This window comes from Staphylococcus sp. 231237_7MaSpsaltlick (genome assembly GCF_043107035.1).
The window spans coordinates 49,718-72,039 of record NZ_JBICNX010000021.1; the positions used below are offsets into that span (position 1 = coordinate 49,718).

General features: G+C 33.5%; 18 protein-coding genes. 9 read left to right on the forward strand and 9 right to left on the reverse strand.

Features of this window, described 5'->3' with window-relative positions; all coding sequences use genetic code 11:
• Nucleotides 1–189: 189 nt before the first annotated feature.
• Together rpsD and ACF91D_RS24590 are read left to right on the forward strand one after the other, a co-directional pair.
• A complete protein-coding gene (gene rpsD, locus ACF91D_RS24585; protein ID WP_042738420.1) occupies nt 190–792 on the forward strand; it encodes a 30S ribosomal protein S4 in 603 nt (200 codons plus the stop codon).
• A gap of 208 nt (nt 793–1,000) precedes the next feature.
• Nucleotides 1,001–1,528 (forward strand): GNAT family N-acetyltransferase, encoded by a 528-nt coding sequence (locus ACF91D_RS24590; protein ID WP_107512586.1) that lies wholly within the window; start codon nt 1,001–1,003, stop codon nt 1,526–1,528.
• 66 nt (nt 1,529–1,594) lie between these two features.
• On the opposite strand, the gene ACF91D_RS24595 is transcribed toward ACF91D_RS24590, so the two are convergent.
• Nucleotides 1,595–2,341, reverse strand: coding sequence for a glycerophosphodiester phosphodiesterase (locus ACF91D_RS24595; protein WP_107527894.1), 747 nt, complete (start codon nt 2,339–2,341; stop codon nt 1,595–1,597).
• Between the two features lie 79 nt (nt 2,342–2,420).
• Between ACF91D_RS24595 and ACF91D_RS24600 the strand changes: the two genes are divergently transcribed.
• The 3 genes from ACF91D_RS24600 (at nt 2,421) to serA (ending at nt 5,797) form a co-directional block, all read left to right on the forward strand.
• Complete coding sequence (locus ACF91D_RS24600; RefSeq protein ID WP_107527893.1) at nt 2,421–2,861, forward strand: SACOL1771 family peroxiredoxin; 441 nt, start codon at nt 2,421–2,423, stop codon at nt 2,859–2,861.
• Between the two features lie 166 nt (nt 2,862–3,027).
• On the forward strand, nt 3,028–4,188 hold the full coding sequence (locus ACF91D_RS24605) for a pyridoxal-phosphate-dependent aminotransferase family protein (RefSeq protein ID WP_119624546.1): 1,161 nt from the start codon (nt 3,028–3,030) through the stop codon (nt 4,186–4,188).
• A complete protein-coding gene (gene serA / locus ACF91D_RS24610; RefSeq protein WP_042738415.1) occupies nt 4,181–5,797 on the forward strand; it encodes a phosphoglycerate dehydrogenase in 1,617 nt (538 codons plus the stop codon). The genes ACF91D_RS24605 and serA overlap by 8 nt, the downstream gene beginning before the upstream one ends.
• Before the next feature lie 280 nt (nt 5,798–6,077).
• On the opposite strand, the gene ACF91D_RS24615 is transcribed toward serA, so the two are convergent.
• From ACF91D_RS24615 to ACF91D_RS24625, 3 genes are all read right to left on the reverse strand, one after another.
• The gene (locus ACF91D_RS24615; protein ID WP_107527954.1) at nt 6,078–7,199 is read right to left on the reverse strand and encodes an HAD family hydrolase; all 1,122 of its coding nucleotides are present in this window, start codon (nt 7,197–7,199) and stop codon (nt 6,078–6,080) included.
• Between the two features lie 362 nt (nt 7,200–7,561).
• On the reverse strand, nt 7,562–9,061 hold the full coding sequence (nagE, locus tag ACF91D_RS24620) for an N-acetylglucosamine-specific PTS transporter subunit IIBC (RefSeq protein ID WP_107527627.1): 1,500 nt from the start codon (nt 9,059–9,061) through the stop codon (nt 7,562–7,564).
• A 171-nt stretch (nt 9,062–9,232) separates the two neighbouring features.
• The gene (locus tag ACF91D_RS24625) at nt 9,233–9,853 is read right to left on the reverse strand and encodes a lysophospholipid acyltransferase family protein (protein ID WP_107527626.1); all 621 of its coding nucleotides are present in this window, start codon (nt 9,851–9,853) and stop codon (nt 9,233–9,235) included.
• Nucleotides 9,854–10,019: 166 nt separating this feature from the next.
• Between ACF91D_RS24625 and ACF91D_RS24630 the strand changes: the two genes are divergently transcribed.
• Complete coding sequence (locus ACF91D_RS24630) at nt 10,020–11,342, forward strand: S1C family serine protease (protein WP_042738411.1); 1,323 nt, start codon at nt 10,020–10,022, stop codon at nt 11,340–11,342.
• Between the two features lie 108 nt (nt 11,343–11,450).
• Here the strand turns inward: ACF91D_RS24630 and tyrS are convergent, their stop codons facing one another.
• On the reverse strand, nt 11,451–12,713 hold the full coding sequence (tyrS, locus tag ACF91D_RS24635; RefSeq protein WP_119624548.1) for a tyrosine--tRNA ligase: 1,263 nt from the start codon (nt 12,711–12,713) through the stop codon (nt 11,451–11,453).
• A 380-nt stretch (nt 12,714–13,093) separates the two neighbouring features.
• On the opposite strand from tyrS, the gene ACF91D_RS24640 reads away from it, so the two are divergent.
• The gene (locus ACF91D_RS24640; protein WP_107527624.1) at nt 13,094–14,005 is read left to right on the forward strand and encodes a transglycosylase domain-containing protein; all 912 of its coding nucleotides are present in this window, start codon (nt 13,094–13,096) and stop codon (nt 14,003–14,005) included.
• Nucleotides 14,006–14,045: 40 nt separating this feature from the next.
• Here ACF91D_RS24640 and ACF91D_RS24645 read toward each other — a convergent pair whose 3' ends face one another.
• Together ACF91D_RS24645 and acsA are read right to left on the reverse strand one after the other, a co-directional pair.
• Nucleotides 14,046–15,713, reverse strand: coding sequence for a formate--tetrahydrofolate ligase (locus ACF91D_RS24645; protein WP_107527623.1), 1,668 nt, complete (start codon nt 15,711–15,713; stop codon nt 14,046–14,048).
• Between the two features lie 584 nt (nt 15,714–16,297).
• Nucleotides 16,298–18,007 carry an acetate--CoA ligase gene (gene acsA, locus ACF91D_RS24650; RefSeq protein ID WP_119624549.1) on the reverse strand — a complete coding sequence of 570 codons (1,710 nt, stop codon included), beginning with the start codon at nt 18,005–18,007 and terminating at the stop codon, nt 16,298–16,300.
• 179 nt (nt 18,008–18,186) lie between these two features.
• Between acsA and ACF91D_RS24655 the strand changes: the two genes are divergently transcribed.
• Complete coding sequence (locus tag ACF91D_RS24655) at nt 18,187–18,819, forward strand: GNAT family N-acetyltransferase (protein WP_107527785.1); 633 nt, start codon at nt 18,187–18,189, stop codon at nt 18,817–18,819.
• Between the two features lie 13 nt (nt 18,820–18,832).
• Nucleotides 18,833–19,990: an acetoin utilization protein AcuC gene (locus ACF91D_RS24660; RefSeq protein ID WP_107527784.1), complete on the forward strand. Its 1,158-nt coding sequence runs from the start codon at nt 18,833–18,835 to the stop codon at nt 19,988–19,990.
• A 186-nt stretch (nt 19,991–20,176) separates the two neighbouring features.
• Here ACF91D_RS24660 and ccpA read toward each other — a convergent pair whose 3' ends face one another.
• Nucleotides 20,177–21,166, reverse strand: coding sequence for a catabolite control protein A (gene ccpA, locus ACF91D_RS24665; RefSeq protein ID WP_392437868.1), 990 nt, complete (start codon nt 21,164–21,166; stop codon nt 20,177–20,179).
• A 349-nt stretch (nt 21,167–21,515) separates the two neighbouring features.
• Nucleotides 21,516–22,322, reverse strand: an 807-nt coding sequence (locus ACF91D_RS24670; RefSeq protein ID WP_392437870.1) for a bifunctional 3-deoxy-7-phosphoheptulonate synthase/chorismate mutase, incomplete at its 5' end; no start/stop codon positions are given.

Genomic DNA, 22,322 nt, shown 5'->3' on the forward strand with positions numbered 1-22,322 from the left:
AATGTACTTTGTGTGAATAAACGAAAATAGCAGTTGTATATTAGTTGGCTCTATGTTGTTCCCGATGCGGGCGTGCCGTGTAACCGTAGCTATAAGGCGAGGACACATAAAACAATATATCCAAGTAAGCATGCAACACTCTTTTTTGTTTTTTCATAACAACAAAAAAGAAAAAGGAGGAGTCTTATTATGGCTCGATTCAGAGGTTCAAGTTGGAAAAAATCTCGTCGTTTAGGTATCTCATTAAGTGGTACTGGTAAAGAATTAGAAAAGCGTCCTTACGCACCAGGTCAACACGGTCCTAACCAACGTAAAAAATTATCAGAATATGGTTTACAATTACGTGAGAAACAAAAATTACGTTACTTATATGGAATGACTGAAAGACAATTCCGTAACACATTCGAAACTGCTGGTAAACAACATGGTGTACACGGTGAAAACTTCATGCAATTATTAGCTGCTCGTTTAGATGCAGTTGTTTATGCTTTAGGTTTAGCTCGTACTCGTCGTCAAGCACGTCAATTAGTTAACCACGGTCACGTTGAAGTTGACGGTAAACGTGTAGATATCCCATCTTACACATTAAAACCAGGTCAAGAAATTTCAGTACGTGAAAAATCTCAAAAATTAGATATCATTGCTGAATCAGTTGAAATCAATAACTTTGTACCAGATTACTTAGAATTTGATGCTGACAACTTAAAAGGTAAATATATCCGCGTTCCAGAACGTAGTGAATTACCTGCTGAAATCAACGAACAACTTATCGTTGAGTACTACTCAAGATAATATCTTTTATCTTGCAAACCCAAGAACATTCATTTGTTCTTGGGTTTTTTTATCAATCATTGTGCTCCCCTTCCTTCTCTCACTAAATATATTGTTATAAAATCAACAAACCACATTGCAAATCATACATTCTATAATATAATTATTTTATTAAACGTTTTACATTTTATAATCATTTCTTTATTCTATAATTAAAGGAGTGATATGCTTGATTATTAGAGCATTAGAAGAAACAGATTTAGAATTTGTCCATCATTTAAATAATGAATATTCTATTATGTCATATTGGTTTGAAGAACCTTACCAATCTTTAAGCGAACTACAATCATTGTACAAGAAACATTTACATGATGAATCAGAAAGACGTTTTATTATCGAAGTCGATAATACACGCATAGGTATTGTTGAATTAGTAGAAATCAACTTTGTTCATAGTAATTGTGAGATACAAATTATTGTTGATCCTGACTTTAGTGGTAAGGGATATGCTAAAAGCGCCTTTAAAATGGCCATTGATTACGCGTTTTTAGTATTAAATTTACATAAGGTATATTTATATGTTGATATCAATAATGATAAAGCAGTACATATATATCAGTCACAAAACTTTGCTATTGAAGGGACATTATTAGAACACTTCTATACACGCGGTGAATATAGTGATTGTTATATCATGGGCTTATTTAAAAAGAATTGGGTCAACCATTTCGACAATGATTTATCACATATCAAATAATTATAAAAAGGTCTAAAGCTAGATTATCACTAACGATAATCATATGTTTTAGACCTTTAATTCATTTTACAGTAATTCAGGATTATCAGAAACTAAACCTTGAAGTGGATAACGTAAAAGTTTCTCAGCTTTATAGGTATCATTTACTGTGTATGCATAAACATTTAAATCATACCGATGCGCCTTATGGATAAAACGTTTTGACACCACAGATTGGTGTGCATTTACAAAGGAAGCATATTCTGAAATCTTTTTAAATCGAGGCTTTTTGTACCAATGCTTCTTACGATTAATCAACACTCCTAGTTTATATGGCACGTCTTTAGCGGCGAGCGCTTTAATAAACTTCTTATTAAAGGACTGTATCGATATTTTATCACTGTCTATATCCCACTGTTGCAATTTATTGATTAATATATTTTCAATATCAAGATATTGTTGCGGTTGCTTTACTTCTATCATTAACCCCTTGGATGACCGTGCAATAAGTTCTAATACATCATCTAATACTAACAACTTTTGATTTGCATATTTGATTTCTTTCCAAAAACCGTAATCATATTGTTGTAATTCATCTAAAGTATTATTTTTTATTTTCGCCGTTCCATTCGATGTCCGATCGATGGAAGGATCATGAATCACAACTAATTGATCATCTATTGTTTTATGTATATCAATTTCTAATATATCCACTTCATTTGATTCTAGTGCTGCTTCAAATGCAATACGCGTATTTTCTGGGTATTGCGTCGATAATCCCCTATGCGCAATAAGTTTAATGTCATCCAAACTTCTCGGTTTTTGATCGGTCATTGTAAAGCGCCTCTCTTCCTTTATTTCATATTATAATCTAAACTATAAATTAACACATTTAAACTGGAGGTCAATTATAATGGTAAAGCATGATTTTAACGTCACAACTCACTGGTCAGGTGGACGTGAGTCTGTTGGTGATCTTAATGGAGATGTATTAACAGAACAAATATCAATACCTGCTGGCTTAGGTGGCAACGGAACAGGGACAAATCCAGATGAATTACTCGTTTCTGCTGCTGCATCTTGTTACATTATTTCACTTGCTGCGGTATTAGAACGCGCAGGCTTTGATTCAATTGAAATCGAACAATTTTCAAGTGGAACTGCCCTTTTCGAAAATGCAAAATTTAAAATGGATACAATAACTCATTACCCTATTATTAGTGTTAAATCTACGCAAAAAGAACAATTAGCAAAGAAATTAGATAAATTATTAAAAATTGCTGATAATAATTGTATGATTTCGAATTCAATTCGCGGCAACGTTAACGTAAAAATACAACCTAAAATAAAATAATTTAAATTTTTTTATTTTCGATATAGAAATTGAATACAAAAGCAATGTATGCCCTTACATTACTTTTGTATTTTGTTAATTTTCAAAAAATTGTAATTTTTAGACTTTTATATTGTCTGAAAATTTGCTAAACTTATTAAATCTTACTCAATGGGGGAATTACAATATGAAATACTATCATCCTTTGTTATTAACGCCCGGCCCAACACCTGTACCGGACCAAATATTACATGCAACACAATTACCAATGGTCGGCCATCGATCTAGTGATTTTGAAACAATTGCCGAAGAAGCTTTTCGAGCATTGAAACCCGTTTTTGGTTCAGAAAATGAGGTAATGATATTAACATCAAGTGGTACAAGTTCTTTAGAAGCAAGTATGTTAAATTTAGCTAATCCAGAAGACGATATCGTAATTATTGTATCTGGTGCTTTTGGTAACCGCTTTAAACAAATTGCAGAGACTTATTATGAAAACGTACATATTTTTGAAGTTGAATGGGGTAAAGCAGTAAATGTTCCAGATTTCATTGACTTCTTAAAATCTTTAAACAGAGATATTACAGCTGTATTCAGTCAATATTGTGAGACTTCAACTGCAGTATTACATCCAGTAAATGAATTAGGTCATGCCTTAAAAGACTTTGATGAATCTATTTATTTCGTTGTAGATGGCGTAAGTTGTATCGGCGCTGTTGATGTTGATTTAAAACGTGATCAAATTGATGTCCTAATTTCAGGAAGTCAAAAAGCAATCATGTTACCCCCTGGTCTAGCATTTGTAGCTTATAACAATCGAGCAAAAGCAAGATTTGCAGAAGTTACTACGCCTAGATTTTATTTAGATTTAAATAAATATTTAAAATCTCAAGCTGATAATTCAACACCTTTCACACCTAACGTAGCTTTATTTAGAGGTGTAACTGCGTATGCTCAATTAATCGAAGAAGAAGGTTTAGATCAAGTTGTCGCACGTCATTATGCTATTAGAGATGGATTAAGAGCAGCACTTAAAGCATTAGATTTAGATTTACTCGTAGAAGATGCTTATGCGTCACCTACTGTTACAGCATTTGTACCTAAAACGAAAGATGAATTAAACTTTATTAAAAATGAACTTAAAAAGCGCTTCTCTATAACAATTGCTGGCGGACAAGGACATCTTAAAGGTGAAATTTTAAGAATTGGCCATATGGGTCAAATTTCACCATTTGATATCTTACAAGTCGTTTCTGCACTTGAAATCATCGTATCAGAATTTAGAAATGAAGCGTACATTGGTACAGCAATTACTCAATATATGGAGGTTGTAAAAGCATATGTATAAAATTTTAGTATCTGACCCTATTTCACCTGAAGGTTTAAAAAGTTTAACAGATCATAAAGACTTTGAAGTTGTTACAAATACCGAACTTTCCGAAAGTGAGTTAATTGAAAAAATAGCTGACTTTGAAGGTTTAATCGTTCGTAGCCAAACGCAAGTTACTGCAGATGTTATCGCTGCTGCTCCAAATCTAAAAGTAATTGCAAGAGCTGGTGTTGGTGTCGATAATATTGATATCGATGCTGCTACTAAGCATGGTGTTATCGTTATTAATGCACCAGATGGTAATACAATTTCTGCTACAGAGCATTCTATGGCAATGATTTTATCAATGGCCAGAAATGTTCCACAAGCGCATAAGTCTTTAAAAGAAGGTAAATGGGATCGTAAGACATATCGCGGTACTGAATTATACAATAAAGTATTAGGTGTCGTTGGTGCTGGACGTATTGGTTTAGGTGTTGCTAAACGTGCGCAAAGTTTTGGTATGAAAATTTTAGCTTTTGATCCATATCTTTCTGAAGATAAAGCAAAAGAACTCAATGTTATTCGAGCTACTGTAGACGAAATTGCTGAACAAGCTGATTTCGTAACGGTTCATACACCGCTTACCCCTAAAACTAAAGGTATTGTAGGAGAAGCATTCTTCGCTAAAGCCAAACCCACATTACAAATTATTAATGTGGCACGTGGTGGGATTATTGACGAGGAAGCATTACTTAATGCACTGAACGAAGATAGAATTCAAGCAGCAGCACTAGATGTGTTTGAAACTGAGCCTGCAACTGAATCACCATTAGTTAAACATGATAAAGTTGTCGTTACGCCTCATTTAGGTGCTTCAACAGTTGAAGCACAAGAGAAAGTTGCCGTTTCAGTAGCGAATGAAATTGTTGATATTTTCGAAAATGGTAATGTATTGAATGCAATCAATGCACCAAGAATGACTTACAATGAAATTAATGAAGAATTAAAACCTTATATCGAATTAAGTAAACTAACAGGTGAAGTAGGTATTCAATTATTAGAAAAAGCACCTCGCGAATTACACATTAAATACGAAGGTGATTTAGCTCTTGATGATACGAGCTTAATTACACGTACACTTGTTTCAGGCGTTTTACGTCAAGATTTAGGAGAACGTGTTAACCTAATCAATGCGCTTGTATTATTAAATGAACAAGGTGTTTCATATAATATTGAAAAGAATACCAAACATCGTGGTTTCAGTAACTATATCGAGTTAACTTTAATCAATAAAGATACACAAATTAAAATTGGTGCCACTGTACTCAATGGTTATGGCCCACGTATTGTGCGAATTAATGATTATCCAGTTGACTTTAAACCGGAACAACACCAACTTGTTATCAATCATACAGATAAACCAGGTATTGTTGGTCGTACGGGTCAAATTCTTGGTGAGTTTGATATTAACATTGCATCGATGCACCTTGGTCGAACAAACTTAGGTGGTAATGCCTTAATGGTATTATCTATTGACCACCCTGTAAATCAAGATGTTATTGATGCCCTATTCCAAATTGAAGGTTTCAATAACGTACGTAGCGTTGAATTAGATATTCCACAAGATACGAATTACAATATTTAAGTCAAAAACCAAATCATACAGAAATAATATTTTGTAAAAATTTGGCTCATCAATATTAGAATAACAGCCCTCAGATAAATGACTCCATTTTCTGAGGGCTGCTTTTTATTCAATATTTATTGTCTATCCAAATAATTGCTTAACAATTAATTTCACTTATAATAAGTGAAATTAATTGTAAATTAAAAAACATCCTTTATATCTAACGCATTGCAACGTCTTCCATAAAGGATGTAATATGAGATACTAATCGTTAATCATTGTTAGTAATTATAATTATTTATAATAAAATATTTCTAATTTCTCCGACATGATCAACTATATATTCTGCACCATGAGATTCTAACTCTTCGCGTGCATTTTGACCTTTTAATCCAGTCAGTGGTCCTATAAATGTTGCACCAATTTTTTTAGCACTTAATAAATCTGCTAAAGAATCCCCTACTACAAATACATCGTCCTTATTTACACGGTTCTCTTGATTTGTAGCAAAATGTTTATAACGTTCTAACTCATTACCTTCTAAAGTTGCTAAGTAACTAAACGGATTAGGCTTTCCGAGTGGCTTTAAGTCTGGATAATGATCTTCAGCGATTAGCACTTCACTTGCTGTAACTATATGTTGTTCTTCAAACAATGCTTTAATTCCAAGTGTTTCAAATGGAACAATCGTTTCAGTTCGTGGTCTACCTGTTGCGATTGCAATATGATAGCCTGCGTTTTTTAAATCTTCAAGTAGTGATTTAATTTCAGCAACTGGTCTTAATACGACTTCATCATATATATAGCCATTTTTAAAGTTCGAACGCTTCGGTTTCTTTTCAACTTCCTCAAATAATTTATAACCTAAATACCATTCTTGGTAAATCTCTTGTGCAAATGTCCAAAACGCACTTTTCAATTCAAATAATTCCGTTTCAGTTGTGTTTAAATGTTCACTTGCATATGTAACTAATGACTTATAGATATTGTCCTTTCCAGAACTCACACCATCTAAAAATGCTAGAGGTGCAGAAAAATCAAGTGTTACATCTGAGATATGTTCACCGACAAATGCCAAAGTATTTTGATTAAATTGTTCAGGGTTTAATACGTCCGATAGCTGGTCATTTGATAAGCCCTGACACAATCTTATAAAATGAATCGCTACAACAATAAATAACATATCCCAATTAGAGTTGAGTCCTAACGACTTTAATTTAGTTAATATTTCATCATTGTAAAAAACAATATTTCTTATTTCAGTGATTTGACTATCAGTTAATCCTTCAAATTGTACCGATGGATCTAAACCTATGTAATCTTTACTCATCAACATTTCATAAACTGTTAATGCTGATACATCAAAACACCTTTCTTCACTTAAAAATACACCATCTACATCAAATAATACCGACTTCATCCTACCTACTCTCCTTTAATCAGAAAATTCTGATACTAGTATATCGTACTATTTACATATAAAAAGCGCAAATGTATTTCTTGAATTTATTCAAATTTTTATGGAAATTTGAATACTTTGCAATTTAACAGAGTGCATTTTCATTAAAGTTTATAAAAATACAAATTATAACAACTTTAATGTAGCATAAAGTACCTATCTTGCTTTGATTTTGTCGACTATGTGGATAATTCTATTAACTATTAAGCATGCGTATGAGTGAACGATTAAACTTCTAACTAATTATTATCAATTTTTTCAATAATTCAAAATAAAAAACTGACGTCAAAATAAACATTCATTTGACGTCACTCTTTGTATAACTATTTACTTTCTAATTGTGATTCTATTTCATCAGCTACTTGCTGTACTTGAGTACCGATGATGACTTGTGTATTATGTTTACCACTTTGAGTCACACCTACAGCACCTGCATGTTTAATTTTCGTCTCATCGACTAAAGTATTATCATGTAATTCCATACGTAAACGAGTAGCACAATTGGTTAAGGTCATGATATTTTCTTTGCCACCTAAACCACTCAGAATATCACTTGCTATCTTAGTATACTTATTCGTTGTCACAGTACTCGTTTCACTTGAGTCATTGCTGTGCTCAACATCACCTGTTGTTGCTTCGTCTGATGTAGGGTCAGGCAATAAGTTATCACCTCTACCAGGTGTATTTAATTTTAATACCTTAATCGCAAATCTAAATATTACATAATACAATACAAAGAATACAAGGCCTTGTACAATTAACATATATGGATGATTTGCCACTGGATTAATTAACGATAACACATAGTCAATTAAACCTGCACTAAATGCAAATCCAGCAGTCCAATGGAATAAAGCGGCAATAAACATTGATAAACCTGTTAAAAAGGCATGAATTACAAATAGTATTGGCGCTACAAACATAAATGCAAATTCAATTGGTTCTGTTACACCTACAAAGAATGCTGAAATAGATCCAGCTAACATTAAACCATAGACACGTTTCTTTTGCTTTGATTCTGCTGTATGATACATTGCCAACGCTGCACCAGGAATACCAAACATCATTACCGGGAAGAAACCAGCCATGTATCGACCCGTCACACCATGTACCGCACCGTCTCCTGTTTGGAATTTGGCAATATCGTTGATACCCGCAAGGTCAAACCAAAATACTGCATTCAATGCATGATGTAATCCTGTTGGGATTAATAATCTATTAAAGAAACCATATAAGAATGCGCCAAATGGTCCAAGGTTAATAATCCATGTTCCAAATGCTACGATAAGTGAGAAGATAAATGGCCAAACGAACAACATGATCACAGCTAGTATAATACTGAAGAATGCTGTTAATATTGGAACTAAACGCTTACCACTAAAGAATGATAAAGCCGCTGGAAGCTCTGTTTTACTAAATTTGTTATACGTATAAGCAGCAATCAAACCTACAATCAATCCAATAAATACGTTTTGATTATTCATTTGTTCAAATGCACTATCAACTGCAGATTGCTTTACTCCTAATAACGGTGCCAATTTCTCAGGACTCAAAACAACTGTAGTTAAGAAGAAGCCCACAGCCGCAGCTAATGCGACAGCACCATCATTTTTCTTTGCCATTCCCAATGCAACACCTATTGCAAACAAGATTCCTAACTGCTCTAATATGGTCGAACCGGCGCTTGAGAAAAATTTCGCCACTGTTGGCAACAGTCCCATTGCAGTAAGCGCATTACCGATCCCCACAATAATTGCAGCAGCAGGTAATACTGCTACCGGTAGCATCAATGACCTACCTAAGCGTTGAAAGAAACTAAACATATTCATTCCCCATTTCAGTTTAAATTTCAAAAAAATAAACACCACGCGCACAATTAGCCCACATGGTGTTTATATACGTTCAACTTATAGTTATTGTACAGTAATATAATAACATAAATCTTTAAGTTATCGGATTTTATTATCAATTTTTTTAGCTAATAAAAATATTTTTTATTTATTAGCTACATATGCATCCAACTCTTGCTGTAATTGTCTTGTAGCTTTTTCTAATTCTGTAGTTAAATAGTCTAATTTTTCATTACGTTTCATATCTTTTGGTAAGTGCTTTGTTTCGATAGGTTGACCAAACTTAATCACCGCTTGTCCAGTAATCAAACCCTTAATTTCACTCGGTCCTACATACGCTGCTGGTAAGATAGGTGCTTGTGCCATCATCGCAATTGTAACTGCACCACGCTTTAATGGTTCACCTTCAGCATATTTTTTACGTGAGCCAGTAGGAAATATACCGACTGTTTTATTTTGTTTTAATAAATTAATGGGTTTTTTAAGTGTACTCGGTCCTGGGTTTTCTCTATCTACAGGAAACGCATTTAATGAAGATAAAAATCTACCAAACCATTTATTCTTGAATAACTCTTTTTTAGCCATGTAATGGATTTGGTTAGGATGTATTGCCATGCCTAACATAATGACTTCGTTATAACTTTCATGTGTACATGTTACGACATACCTATGTAATTGTGGTATATTTTCACGACCTTGAACTTCTAAACTATTGCTTAATTTCACAATAATTAATTTCAAGAGACCACTGATAAATTTATACATTTCTCCACCTACTTTTTATTTGCTATTTATCACCTACTGATTTTATCACTTAGTTTAAACACGTACAAGCTAATTTGTAATTCAGTCTAAAGTATGAAGTGAATTTACTAGCAAATCATTGCAAAACCTTTCATAATAGAGTATGTGAATGGATTGGAGGTAACATATGTCAGATAATAATAATGATAATAACCCAAGAAGCGAACACACTTTTAAACAAACGCAACAAGATTCGAACGGCTCTTATCATAAAGCATCGAACCCACGTTCATATAATAAACCAAGATTCCCTTGGTTTAAAACCATTGTCGTGGCACTTGTCGCAGGTGTCTTAGGTGCTCTCATTGTTCTTGGGATAGGTAAATTTATGGACCGCACAATATTAAACGATGACGGTTCAAATGTCCAAGAATCATCAAGTAGTCGTGGTGGAAATACCTTAGATGGTAAAAGTGACAAATATGATTCCGTAAATCAAATGATAACAGACGTTTCACCCGCCATTGTCGGTGTCATTAATATGCAAAAGGCACAAAGTCTTGATGATTTATTAAAAGGAAAATCTTCCAAATCAGAAGAAGCTGGTGTTGGTTCTGGTGTAATCTATCAAAAAAGTAATGGCTCTGCCTATATTGTGACTAATAACCATGTTATTGATGGCGCAAGCAATATCAAGGTACAACTACATAACTCTAAACAGGTTGACGCTAAATTAATCGGCAAAGACGCACTTACAGATATAGCAGTATTAAAAATTGATGACGTTAAGGGAACAAAAGCGATTCAATTTGCTAATTCTTCAAAAGTAAAAACTGGAGATAGTGTATTTGCTATGGGGAATCCATTAGGTTTAGAGTTTGCAAACTCAGTCACTTCTGGAATAATCTCTGCAAGTGAGCGTACAATCGATACACAAACATCAGCAGGCACAAACAAAGTCAATGTATTACAAACAGATGCTGCCATTAATCCTGGAAACTCTGGTGGTGCACTTGTTGATATCAATGGTAATTTAGTCGGTATCAACTCGATGAAAATTGCTAACGAACAAGTCGAAGGTATTGGCTTTGCAATTCCTAGTAACGAAGTTAAGGTTACGATCAAAGAATTAGTTAAAAACGGTAAAATAGAGCGCCCATCAATTGGTATTGGCTTATTAAACCTAAGCGAGATTCCGGAACAATACAAAGAACAATTAAACACCAAACGTTCCGAAGGTGTCTATATCGCTAAAGTTGATGACGATAATGGTTTGAAAAAAGGAGATATTATCACTGCTATTGATAATAAATCTGTTAAAGAAGATACCGATGTCAGATCCTATTTATATCAAAATAAAAAACCTGGCGATTCTGTGACATTAACAATTGAAAGAGACGGTAAAGAAAAATCAATCGATGTTAAACTTAAAGAACAAAAATCACAAACAACTCAATCTTCAGATGATACAGAATCCAATCGTGAAAGTGGATCAAGTATTTTTGAATAAATACTAACCACATTCAACATTATTCAGTTATTAAATTAATTATCCATTCAAATAAGCGGTCAACCAATATTATCGACGATTGGTTGACCGCTTTTAAAGTTTAAAAAATTATTGGTAATTCACCATAAAGTATTTCTTTTTACCACGGCGAATAATTGTAAATTCATTTTCTATTTTATCAGCTACTGTTAATTCATACGTAGTGTCTTGCTGTCTTATGCCATTAATATAGATTGCACCATTATTAACATCTTCACGTGCTTGACGTTTAGAGCTTGAAATACCAGCTTCAACTATCGCATCTACAATATTCGTTGTAGTGTTGCTTAGTGTTACCTGTGGTACATCCTTAAACCCTTCTTTTAATTCTTTTGCAGATAATGATTGTAAATCACCTGAGAACAATGCTTGTGAAATGCGGATTGCATCGTCTAATGCATCTTGCCCATGAATAAAGCGTGTTACATTTTCAGCTAAAGCTTTTTGTGCTTCTCTTAAATGAGGTGCTTCTGCAAGTGATTGTTCTAATTTTTCAATTTCCTCTTGCGTTAAGAATGTGAAGTACTTCAAGAATTTGATAACATCATCATCTGTAGTATTTATCCAGAATTGATAAAATTCATATGGGCTCGTCTTCTCTGGGTCTAACCATACTGCGCCGCCTTCTGTCTTACCGAATTTTTTACCATCTGATTTTACTACTAATGGAATTGTTAAACCATAAGCTTCTGTTTGGCCATACATACGACGCATTAATTCTATCCCGCTAGTAATATTTCCCCATTGATCAGATCCACCAACTTGTACTTTACAGTTATAAGTTCGATTTAAATGACCAAAATCAATGGCCTGCAAAATCGTATAAGTGAATTCAGTATATGATATACCATGTTCTAAACGTGTTTGAATTGAATCTTTACCTAACATGTAGTTAACCCCCACATGTTTACCATAATCTCTTAAGAAATCAATCAATGAGATTTGACCGAGCCAATCTTTATTATTAACTAATTTTGCTCCCTGCTCTGTATCAAATTCAAATATTTTATGCATCTGTTTGCTGATACCTGCAACATTTAATTCAACTTGCTCTTCTGTTTGTAAAGTTCTTTCTTCAGATTTACCAGATGGATCTCCAATCATACCAGTACCGCCACCAATAAGGACAAGTGGACGGTGTCCATGTTCTTGGAAGCGGCGTAATGTTAAGAAAGGTAGTAAATGACCGATGTGTAAACTATCAGCCGTTGGGTCTGCTCCACAATATAATGTAACTTGCTCCTTATTCAGTAACGTTTCGATACCACTTTCATCTGTTTGCTGATAGATTAAGCCTCTCCAAGTTAAATCATCAATTAATGCATTTGCCATTTAAACAACCTCCTATTTATTTATGATATTGGTTTAGAATTTAGATAGTGTTCTACTTGTACATGTTAAAAATAAAAATAAAAACGCCCTTACAAATTAATGTAAGGGCGCAATTGCACGGTACCACCATACTTAAGTCAAACAACTTTATTAATGATACGTTCATTAACTTAAACGTTTGGATTACATTCTTAATTAGGTGTATTCATATAACGTACAACATTAGTTCGCAGCGACCACTAATTCTCTGAAGATGTATCCTTATACTACTTGTCCTAAATCCAAAAACCATATCGAATTGATACTAATTATAATTAACTCTATTTTAAAAGTCAATATGTTAAATTATGTTATAATATTGCATAACAAGGAGGTACAAAATGAAATACAAAACCTATGAAACGAGTCAACATTATCTTACATCACAACCACCACTCAATCGTTTTGAATCTATTTACAAAAAAATAAAGCGTTTTTTCATAGGTCTGTTTAGTATTTTTACTTGTACCTTTATTATTATGTTGGCAATATTTGTATTTTATTTCCAACATTTAACACAAGAGTCCATTCATATGTCGGATAATAAATTACGTACAGAACTATTGACGATTAACGGAACTGAAGATATCGATTATCACAGTAAACATATACTTTATGAATATAGTCATTCACAAAATCCATTAATTGTCGGTCCCAATGAGGTAAATCATAATATTATAAAAGCATTAACCTCATCAGAGGATAGTTTATATTTTAAGCATAACGGCATTTTACCGAAAGCAATTTTACGGGCAATTGGTCAAGATATCTTTAATATGGACAATTCTACAGGTGGCAGTACCATCACACAACAATTAGTTAAAAATCAAGTACTCTCTAATGAAAAAACATACAGTCGTAAAGCAAACGAATTAATCTTAGCATTGCGTGCAGAAAAAGTGTTAACCAAAGATGAAATTCTCTATACTTATCTCAATATTGTTCCATTTGGTAGAGATAGTCATGGTGCCAATATTACTGGAATAGCCTCTGCTTCGTATAGTGTCTTTGGTAAATCATCTGCAAACCTAAATGTTGCTGAGGCAGCATATTTAGTTGGTATGCTACAAAGCCCTTACTTCTATACGCCATACAAAATTGATGGCACTTTAAAAAATGATCAACAAATTCAAATTGGACTAAACAGACAGCATTATGTATTAAAACGAATGTTAGTAGAAGGTAAAATAGATAAAAAAACATTTACTGCAGCTGAACATTTCGATATTAAAGCTCATCTCATAACAAAATAAAGCGAGTCGCCTATTAAGAACGACTCGCTTTTAATCTTTATTAGAACAATCCTACCGCACGTCCATCATCAGTTACATCCATATTCAGTGCTGCAGGTTGCTTTGGTAAACCTGGCATCGTCATTATTGCACCTGTCAACGCAACAATAAACCCAGCACCTGTTTTTGCTTCTAATTCACGAATTGTAATTTCAAACCCTTCTGGCGCACCTAGTTGAGTAGCATCATCAGAGAATGAATATTGCGTTTTCGCCATACAAATTGGATAATGATCCCAACCATTTTGTTTGAATTGTTTTAGTTGCTTTTCTGCCTTTGCAGAAAATGTAACCTTCGCACCGCCATAAATTTCTGTAACAATTGTTTTTATTTTATCTTCTAATGGCTGTTCTAGATCATATAAATGCTTAAATGATTGTGGTTGATCAATGATTTCTAATACTTCTTTCGCTAAATCTGTACCACCTTTGCCACCTTTTTCCCATACTTCGGTCAATGCCAATCTCACATTATTTGTTTGTGCCCAATTTTTAACAAATTCTATTTCTTGATCAGTATCATGTATAAACGCATTCAAGGCAACTACTGGTTCTAAACCATATTTTCGAACATTATTAACATGTCTTTCGAGGTTCACAATGCCTTGTTGTAAGGCTTCGATATTTTCTTCTTTTAAATTATCTTTCGCCACACCACCATGCATCTTAATAGCACGTATTGTTGCTACAACTACAACTGCTTCTGGTTCAAATCCAGCTTCACGCGCTTTGATATCTATAAATTTTTCAGCTCCTAAATCTGAGCCAAAACCAGCTTCAGTCACCACGATATCTGCTAAGTCACGTGCTGTCTCTGTAGCTAATATAGAGTTACAACCATGTGCAATATTAGCAAATGGACCACCATGGACAAGTGCTGGCGTACCTTCAATTGTTTGTACGAGATTAGGTTTAATCGCATCCTTTAAAATCATTGCAAGTGCACCTTCAACCTTTAAATCTGCAACTGTTACTGGCTGACGTTCTCTTGTATATCCTATTGTAATTTTACTGATTTTATTCTTTAAATCTGCGATATCCGTAGCAAGACAAAGGATAGCCATTATTTCAGAGGCTACAGTTATATTGAAACCATCTTCACGTGGTACACCTTGTGTAGGGCCACCTACTCCGACAATAACATTACGTAAAGCACGATCATTCATATCAAGTACACGTTTCCATTCAATACGTCGCTGATCTATACCTAATTCATTACCTTGATGTAAATGGTTATCTATAAATGCTGACAATGCATTGTTAGCTGTCGTAATAGCATGAAAATCACCATTAAAATGTAAGTTTATATCTTCCATAGGTAATACTTGAGCATAGCCACCACCAGTAGCCCCACCTTTAATACCAAATGTTGGCCCCAAAGCTGGCTCTCTTAAAGCAACCATTACATTTTTATTTAATTGGTTAAATGCATCTGCTAATCCAACTGTAACTGTTGATTTCCCTTCCCCAGCAGGTGTTGGACTCATCGCTGTAACCAATACGACCTTCCCTTTTTGTTTATTTTTGTTAATTTTATTAATATCAATTTTCGCTTTATAGTGACCATATGGTTCTAATGCATCGCTTGGTATACCTGCTTTATCAGCAATATCTCCTATAGGTTGTAATGTTGCTTGATTAGCAATTTCTAAATCTGATAAATGTGCCAAATTCATTCGCCCCTTTAAATATTAATTTCATTTATTGTGCATTGATTAAAGTAACTGATGTATATTTAAGTCCTTATATACTTATATTAACCAACTTAAGAAATATTGTCGACAATTATAGATAGCGCTTTCAATTTTGTGCACTATAAAATTATAAAATAGCATGTTTATATTTTTATCTTTTAAAACTAACTGAAACACAGTAGAAATATATTTTAATTGAACTAATAATCTTAACTTAAATTCGTAATATCTTAATTATAGAGCACTTCATTTCATCAAGTTTAACGATTATATTTCAAAGTAACTATTTATAATAAATTCAATGATTAACATGAAAAAAACACCAATTTCTAAAAATTATGTTAGAAATTGGCGCTTTTTGTTTAATTTATATTATTTATTTTTCTTGTCGTCATAACAAAATAACATGCATTTTGATATAGAAATATGAAAAATCAATTGTTGTATATTGATGCTTTTTGACTAACGTAGTTGTGTTAACAATATACTACTTATCATAAGCACACATTAGAGTTATTGTATTTAAAAATTTAATTATTAATTTTTTTACAGGTTAGCCATTAGTCTTCCATCGTACTTAAATCACCTTCTGGTAAATCTAACTCCCAGGCTTTTAATACACGTCTCATTATTTTACCTGAACGTGTTTTAGGTAATTTATCCTTAAAGTCAATTTCTCTAGGTGCAGCATGCGCAGCCAAACCTTCTTTAACAAATTTACGGATCTCTTCCTTCAATTCATCTGTCGGTTCATATCCAGGTCGTAATGCGACAAATGCTTTAATAATTTCACCTCTTATTGGATCTGGTTTTCCAATCACACCTGCTTCAGCAACAGCTTCATGTTCAACTAATTTAGATTCCACTTCAAATGGGCCAACACGTTCTCCAGCAGTCATAATGACATCATCAACTCGACCTTGGAACCAGAAATACCCATCTTCATCTTGATATGCAGAATCACCTGAAACGTACCAATCGCCAATAAAGTAAGAATCATATTTTTCAGGATTATTCCAAATTGATACCATCATTGATGGCCATCCCTTTTTCATAGCTAAATTACCCATACGATTAGGTGGTAACTCATTACCTTGATCATCAACAATTGCCGCTTCTACGCCAGGCAGTGGTTTACCCATGGAACCTAATTTTAAATCCATAGATGGATAATTAACAATCATATGTCCACCTGTCTCTGTCATCCACCAAGTATCTAATACACGCTTATTGTAAATTTCTTTTGCCCATTTGATTACTTCAGGATTTAAAGGCTCTCCAACTGATAAGATACTCTTCAAACTTGATAAATCATATTTCTTAACAATATCATCACCCGCACTCATTAACATTCTTAGTGCTGTTGGCGCTGTATACCAAATCGTCACTTTAAATTCTTCAATCATTCCATACCAAGCTTCTGGAGAAAATCTTCCACCTGCAATACAATTTGTCACTCCATTAAGCCAAGGACTAAAGATACCATACGATGTACCAGTTACCCAACCTGGATCGGCAGTACACCAATAAATGTCATCTTCATGGAAATCTAATACATACTTACCTGAAATATAGTGTTGTAACATTGCTCGTTGTGCATGTAATACACCTTTGGGTTGACCTGTTGAACCTGACGTATAATGTAAGATTAAGCCATCATCTAATGTTAGCCATTCAATATCAAATGTATCGCTTGCCGCTTCAAATTCACTATTGAAATCAACATGTTCAGCATCAACCTCTTCATCTACAACTACGATTGTTTCTAAATGAGGCAATTTATCTTTTGGTATTCTTGGTAATAAAGCATTAGTAGTAACAATCACTTTTGCTTCACTGTTTTCAAGTCTATCAGACACTGCTTTTTCCATAAATGCTTCAAACAATGGTCCAACGATTGCTCCAATTTTTAAAATACCAAATAACGCAAAATATAATTCTGGCGTTCTAGGCATGAATATAAATACACGATCCCCTTTTTCTACATGTGCTTTATCTTTTAATACGTTAGCTGCTTTATTACTATTTGCCTGCATTTCTTTAAACGTATAGCTTTCTTTTCGCTTATCATCTTTATAATTTAATGCAATTTTATCTGCCTTTCCTTCATCCACATGTTTATCAATACATTCATATGCCATATTGACTTTACCTGTTTCTGACCATGAAAATGCCTTTTCAACTTCTTTCCAATCAAAGTTATTATATGTTTGTTCATAATCCTGAAGGTTAAAATTACCGTTATCCCCTTTATATACTTCTACTTTCATTTTAAATCCCCCTTATGAAATCGTTTACTTTAAAAATATTATATCGAACAATTTCCGAATTTTCAAAATAATATGATGTAAGCGAATACATTTTTATGTTATTTTTTAAAATTTTAACATATAATATAAGTAAACGAATTGGGATATATTAAACATATGAAGTAGTTTGGAGTGAGAAAATGAAACATATTAAAACCTATCAATACAAAGATTTTAATTTAGATGAAGGCCATTTTGTAATAGAAGGTCCCGTGCCGCACAGTGAACTAAATCAAATGACCTTTGATAGTGGTTTGAAGTCTTTCCGCTCACCAGATGAACAGTTTGAGGCAGTCAAGGAAATCAGTGAGTTACCAGAAGGCCGTATCTTCGTCTTGAGATTAGACAACCATATCGTTGGTTATGTGACATATCATTATCCCGATCCTCTAGAAAGATGGTCAACTGGTAATTTAGAATACCTCATTGAACTCGGTGCCATTGAAATCAGTTTACCTTACCGACATTTACGTTTAGGTAGCGAATTGATTAAGATTAGCCTAGCTGCTGACGAATATGAGGATTATATTGTATTAACTACTGAGTATTATTGGCATTGGGATTTGAAAAATGCAAAACTTGACGTTTATGAATATAAAAAACTCATGCAAAAATTAATGGGATATGGGGGCCTAGAAATTTTTGCTACAGATGATCCTGAGATTACCAGTCACCCTGCTAATTGTTTAATGGCTAGGATTGGTTCAAGAATTTCAATTGATCAATTACAAGCGTTTGATGATATCAGATATATGAATCGCTTTTTCTTTTAAAGGGGAGAAATTTATGAATAATAAGCAACAACTTACGGGCTATGTCTATTCTAATGATTTATTGCAATATCGCTTTAGTAACAGCCATCCATTTAATCAAATGCGCCTTAAATTAACGACGGAGTTATTAACAGAGCTAGGTTACCTTAAACCCTCTCATATTATCAAGCCACGCATCGCTACAGATGATGAAATCGCACTTATTCATAGCTATGATTATATTCAAGCAATTCGACATGCATCGCACGGAATTCTAAGTGATAGTGAAGCTAAAAAATATGGTCTTGATGGTGATGATACACAACAATTTCGCATGATGCATAAGCATAGTGCTAGAATTGTAGGTGGTGCATTAAATTTAGTTGATCAAGTTATGACAAATCAAATAACTAATGGCTGTCACTTAGGTGGTGGATTACATCATAGTTTACCTGGCAGAGCAAATGGCTTTTGTATCTATAATGATGTTGCTATAGCGATTAAGTATTTAATGAAGTATTATAATCAACGTGTACTTTGTATTGATACAGATGCACATCATGGCGATGGTACACAATGGAGCTTTTACACGAATGACCAAGCTTTAATTTATTCTATTCATGAAACTGGAAAATTCTTATTCCCTGGTTCAGGACATTACACAGAGCGTGGGAATGAAGAAGGATTCGGATATACTGTCAATATGCCATTGGAACCCTACACAGAGGATGAGTCATTTATAGAGACATTTAAAGCAACAATAGAACCCGTTGTCGCATCATTTGATCCAGATATTATTATTAGTGTACATGGTGTGGACATACATTATTTGGATCCATTGACACATATGCATTGTACCTTAGATGCACTATACCAAATTCCTTATATTATTAAATCGTTAGCTGATACATATACCAATGGAAAGGTTATTATGTTTGGCGGTGGTGGTTATAATATTTGGAAAGTTGTGCCAAGAGCTTGGACACATGTATTTCTAGCTCTTTTAGGAGAAAGTCCATTAACAGGAAATTTGCCTGAAGCGTGGATAAAAAAATGGCAACATTACGCGCCCATAACCTTACCAAATACATGGCAAGATGAATGCGAAGATTTTCAAGTTATTCCAAGAAAAGATGAAATTAGTGAAATTAATATGAAACGTGCGCAACAAGTACGAAGTTGGTTTATTTAATCATTCACTTCCCTAGCCAATGATTAATCAATCCAATTGGCACATAAAAAATACCCCCTTATCTTCATTGGTAAAAGGTAATCAACAGATTAGAAGATAGATTACACTATTTTCTATCATGATTACTTCAGTGAAAATAAGGGGTTATTTATATAAGAAACGGTCTAACGTCGTAATATTAAATGATTACTTTGTTGTACCTCTATATTCAATTCTGTGCGGCAAGATAACATTAGGCTCTTCTATTTCTTCTTCATTCATATACTTAGTTAATAGTCTCATACCTACTGCGCCGATATCATATAACGGTTGAATAACACTAGATAACTGTGGTCTAACCATTTCAACTAATCTCGTATTATTGAAGCTTACTATTTGTAGTGATTCTGGTACACTAACACCAACATCTTGTGCTGAGTGAACTAAACCAATAGCTTGCTCATCACTAATAGATAAAATTGCATCTGGTTTAGCTGATTTTAATGATTCAAATGCACGAACACCATCTTTGTATGTCTCATTACCATTAAAGATTAAATCGTTGTCTAATTGTAATTGATGTTGAGATAAGACTTCTTGTAGTCCTGCTAACACATCTTCTTGTGCTTTCTTAGAATAATCTCCACCAACAAAAGCAAATGACTTAGCACCATTGGTAATTAACTGGCTAGTAATTTCCTTGGCTACTGCTTTAAAATCAATATTTACAGAGGCAATGCCATCATCTTTACCATTTGTACCCGATACAACTACTGGAACTGAAGATTTATTAATTAAATCTTTGATTTCCTCAGAGATTGTACCACCTAAGAATATAATTCCATCAACTTGCTTACTTAATAAATTGTTAAAGATTTCCTTTTCCTTAACTGGATCATTATCAGAATTTGAGATAATAGAATGATATTTATACATTGTCGCTATATCTTCTAATCCTCTTGCCAATTGAGAATAATAAACATTAGAAATATCTGGTATAATTACGCCTACTGTTGTAGTACGTTTACTCGCTAATCCACGTGCTACTGCATTTGGTCTATAATTTAATTTTTTTATAACTTCGTTCACTTTGTCTCTCGTTTCAGGTTTAACATTTTGGTTTCCGTTAACGACACGTGACACGGTTGCCATTGAAACGCGTGCTTCTCTTGCAACATCATATATTGTAACTGTCATAATTTCCTCCTTGTAAGCGATTTATTTGTTATTATACTCTGTTTTCACAACTTTTCAAAGTTTACCACATTTTTTATAAATAGAAAATCATTTTGTTTTGAATGTCATAATTATGTCATTATATATAATTACATTTTATTTTTATACAGTGTAATAACTCTCCATAACTGCAGTAGTCTACTAATCAAGTCATTTATATCCTTATACTTGTTAAGAATAATACGTTTAAGAATTAAATTAACGAAAATATCCCTATGTGTTTCAAACTAGAAACAACATAGGGATATTTTAATCTGTATCGTTAATTATACAAATAACATTATTATCTAATGTATATTTTGCATGGTGCTTATTTTAATTGTTTACTGTTATACATGTCTGCTAATGGCTTAAGCTCATTGTAGAATTTATCAAATTCGTTCAAGTCCATTTGTTGACCACTATCACTTAATGCTACTGCTGGATCTGGATGAACTTCAGCCATAATGCCATCTGCGCCCACAGCTAAACCTGCTTTAGCTGTCGGTAGCATGATATCTTTTCTACCTGTACTGTGTGTCACATCGACCATAACTGGTAAGTGTGTACCTTGTTTCAAAATTGGTACCGCTGAAATATCTAAAGTGTTTCTAGTTGCTTTTTCGTAAGTACGGATACCACGTTCGCATAAAATAATATTATTATTACCTTGTGACGCAATGTATTCAGCAGCATAAATAAATTCTTCAATTGTTGCTGATAATCCACGTTTTAATAATACTGGTTTATTAGAGCGACCTGCTTCTTTTAAAAGTTCGAAGTTTTGCATGTTACGTGCACCAATTTGGAATACATCTAAGTATTCATCGGCAACTTCAAAATCTGCAGGATTTACAATTTCACTGACTACATTTAAGCCGTATTTATCTTTTGTATTTTTAAGTATTTTTAAACCTTCAACACCTAATCCTTGGAAATCATATGGTGAAGTACGAGGTTTAAATGCCCCACCTCTGATGAATTTTTCGCCTCTCGCTTGTAATTCTGCAGCTACTGCATCAACTTGTTCTTGTGATTCAACAGAACATGGACCAAATACAAATGATTTATTACCATCTCCAATAATTCCTCCAGTATCAAATTGGACGATTGTCTCTGCTGGGTTTAAGTGTCTTGA

What these genes read in the sequence shown, in the direction of transcription:
- rpsD (WP_042738420.1), top strand. Translation starts at nt 190, where the DNA reads ATGGCTCGATTCAGAGGTTCAAGTTGGAAAAAATCTCGTCGTTTAGGT.
- ACF91D_RS24595 (WP_107527894.1), bottom strand. Translation starts at nt 2,341, where the DNA reads ATGACCGATCAAAAACCGAGAAGTTTGGATGACATTAAACTTATTGCG.
- ACF91D_RS24600 (WP_107527893.1), top strand. Translation starts at nt 2,421, where the DNA reads ATGGTAAAGCATGATTTTAACGTCACAACTCACTGGTCAGGTGGACGT.
- ACF91D_RS24605 (WP_119624546.1), top strand. Translation starts at nt 3,028, where the DNA reads ATGAAATACTATCATCCTTTGTTATTAACGCCCGGCCCAACACCTGTA.
- serA (WP_042738415.1), top strand. Translation starts at nt 4,181, where the DNA reads ATGTATAAAATTTTAGTATCTGACCCTATTTCACCTGAAGGTTTAAAA.
- ACF91D_RS24615 (WP_107527954.1), bottom strand. Translation starts at nt 7,199, where the DNA reads ATGAAGTCGGTATTATTTGATGTAGATGGTGTATTTTTAAGTGAAGAA.
- nagE (WP_107527627.1), bottom strand. Translation starts at nt 9,061, where the DNA reads ATGTTTAGTTTCTTTCAACGCTTAGGTAGGTCATTGATGCTACCGGTA.
- ACF91D_RS24625 (WP_107527626.1), bottom strand. Translation starts at nt 9,853, where the DNA reads ATGTATAAATTTATCAGTGGTCTCTTGAAATTAATTATTGTGAAATTA.
- ACF91D_RS24630 (WP_042738411.1), top strand. Translation starts at nt 10,020, where the DNA reads ATGTCAGATAATAATAATGATAATAACCCAAGAAGCGAACACACTTTT.
- tyrS (WP_119624548.1), bottom strand. Translation starts at nt 12,713, where the DNA reads ATGGCAAATGCATTAATTGATGATTTAACTTGGAGAGGCTTAATCTAT.
- ACF91D_RS24640 (WP_107527624.1), top strand. Translation starts at nt 13,094, where the DNA reads ATGAAATACAAAACCTATGAAACGAGTCAACATTATCTTACATCACAA.
- acsA (WP_119624549.1), bottom strand. Translation starts at nt 18,007, where the DNA reads ATGAAAGTAGAAGTATATAAAGGGGATAACGGTAATTTTAACCTTCAG.
- ACF91D_RS24655 (WP_107527785.1), top strand. Translation starts at nt 18,187, where the DNA reads ATGAAACATATTAAAACCTATCAATACAAAGATTTTAATTTAGATGAA.
- ACF91D_RS24660 (WP_107527784.1), top strand. Translation starts at nt 18,833, where the DNA reads ATGAATAATAAGCAACAACTTACGGGCTATGTCTATTCTAATGATTTA.
- ccpA (WP_392437868.1), bottom strand. Translation starts at nt 21,166, where the DNA reads ATGACAGTTACAATATATGATGTTGCAAGAGAAGCACGCGTTTCAATG.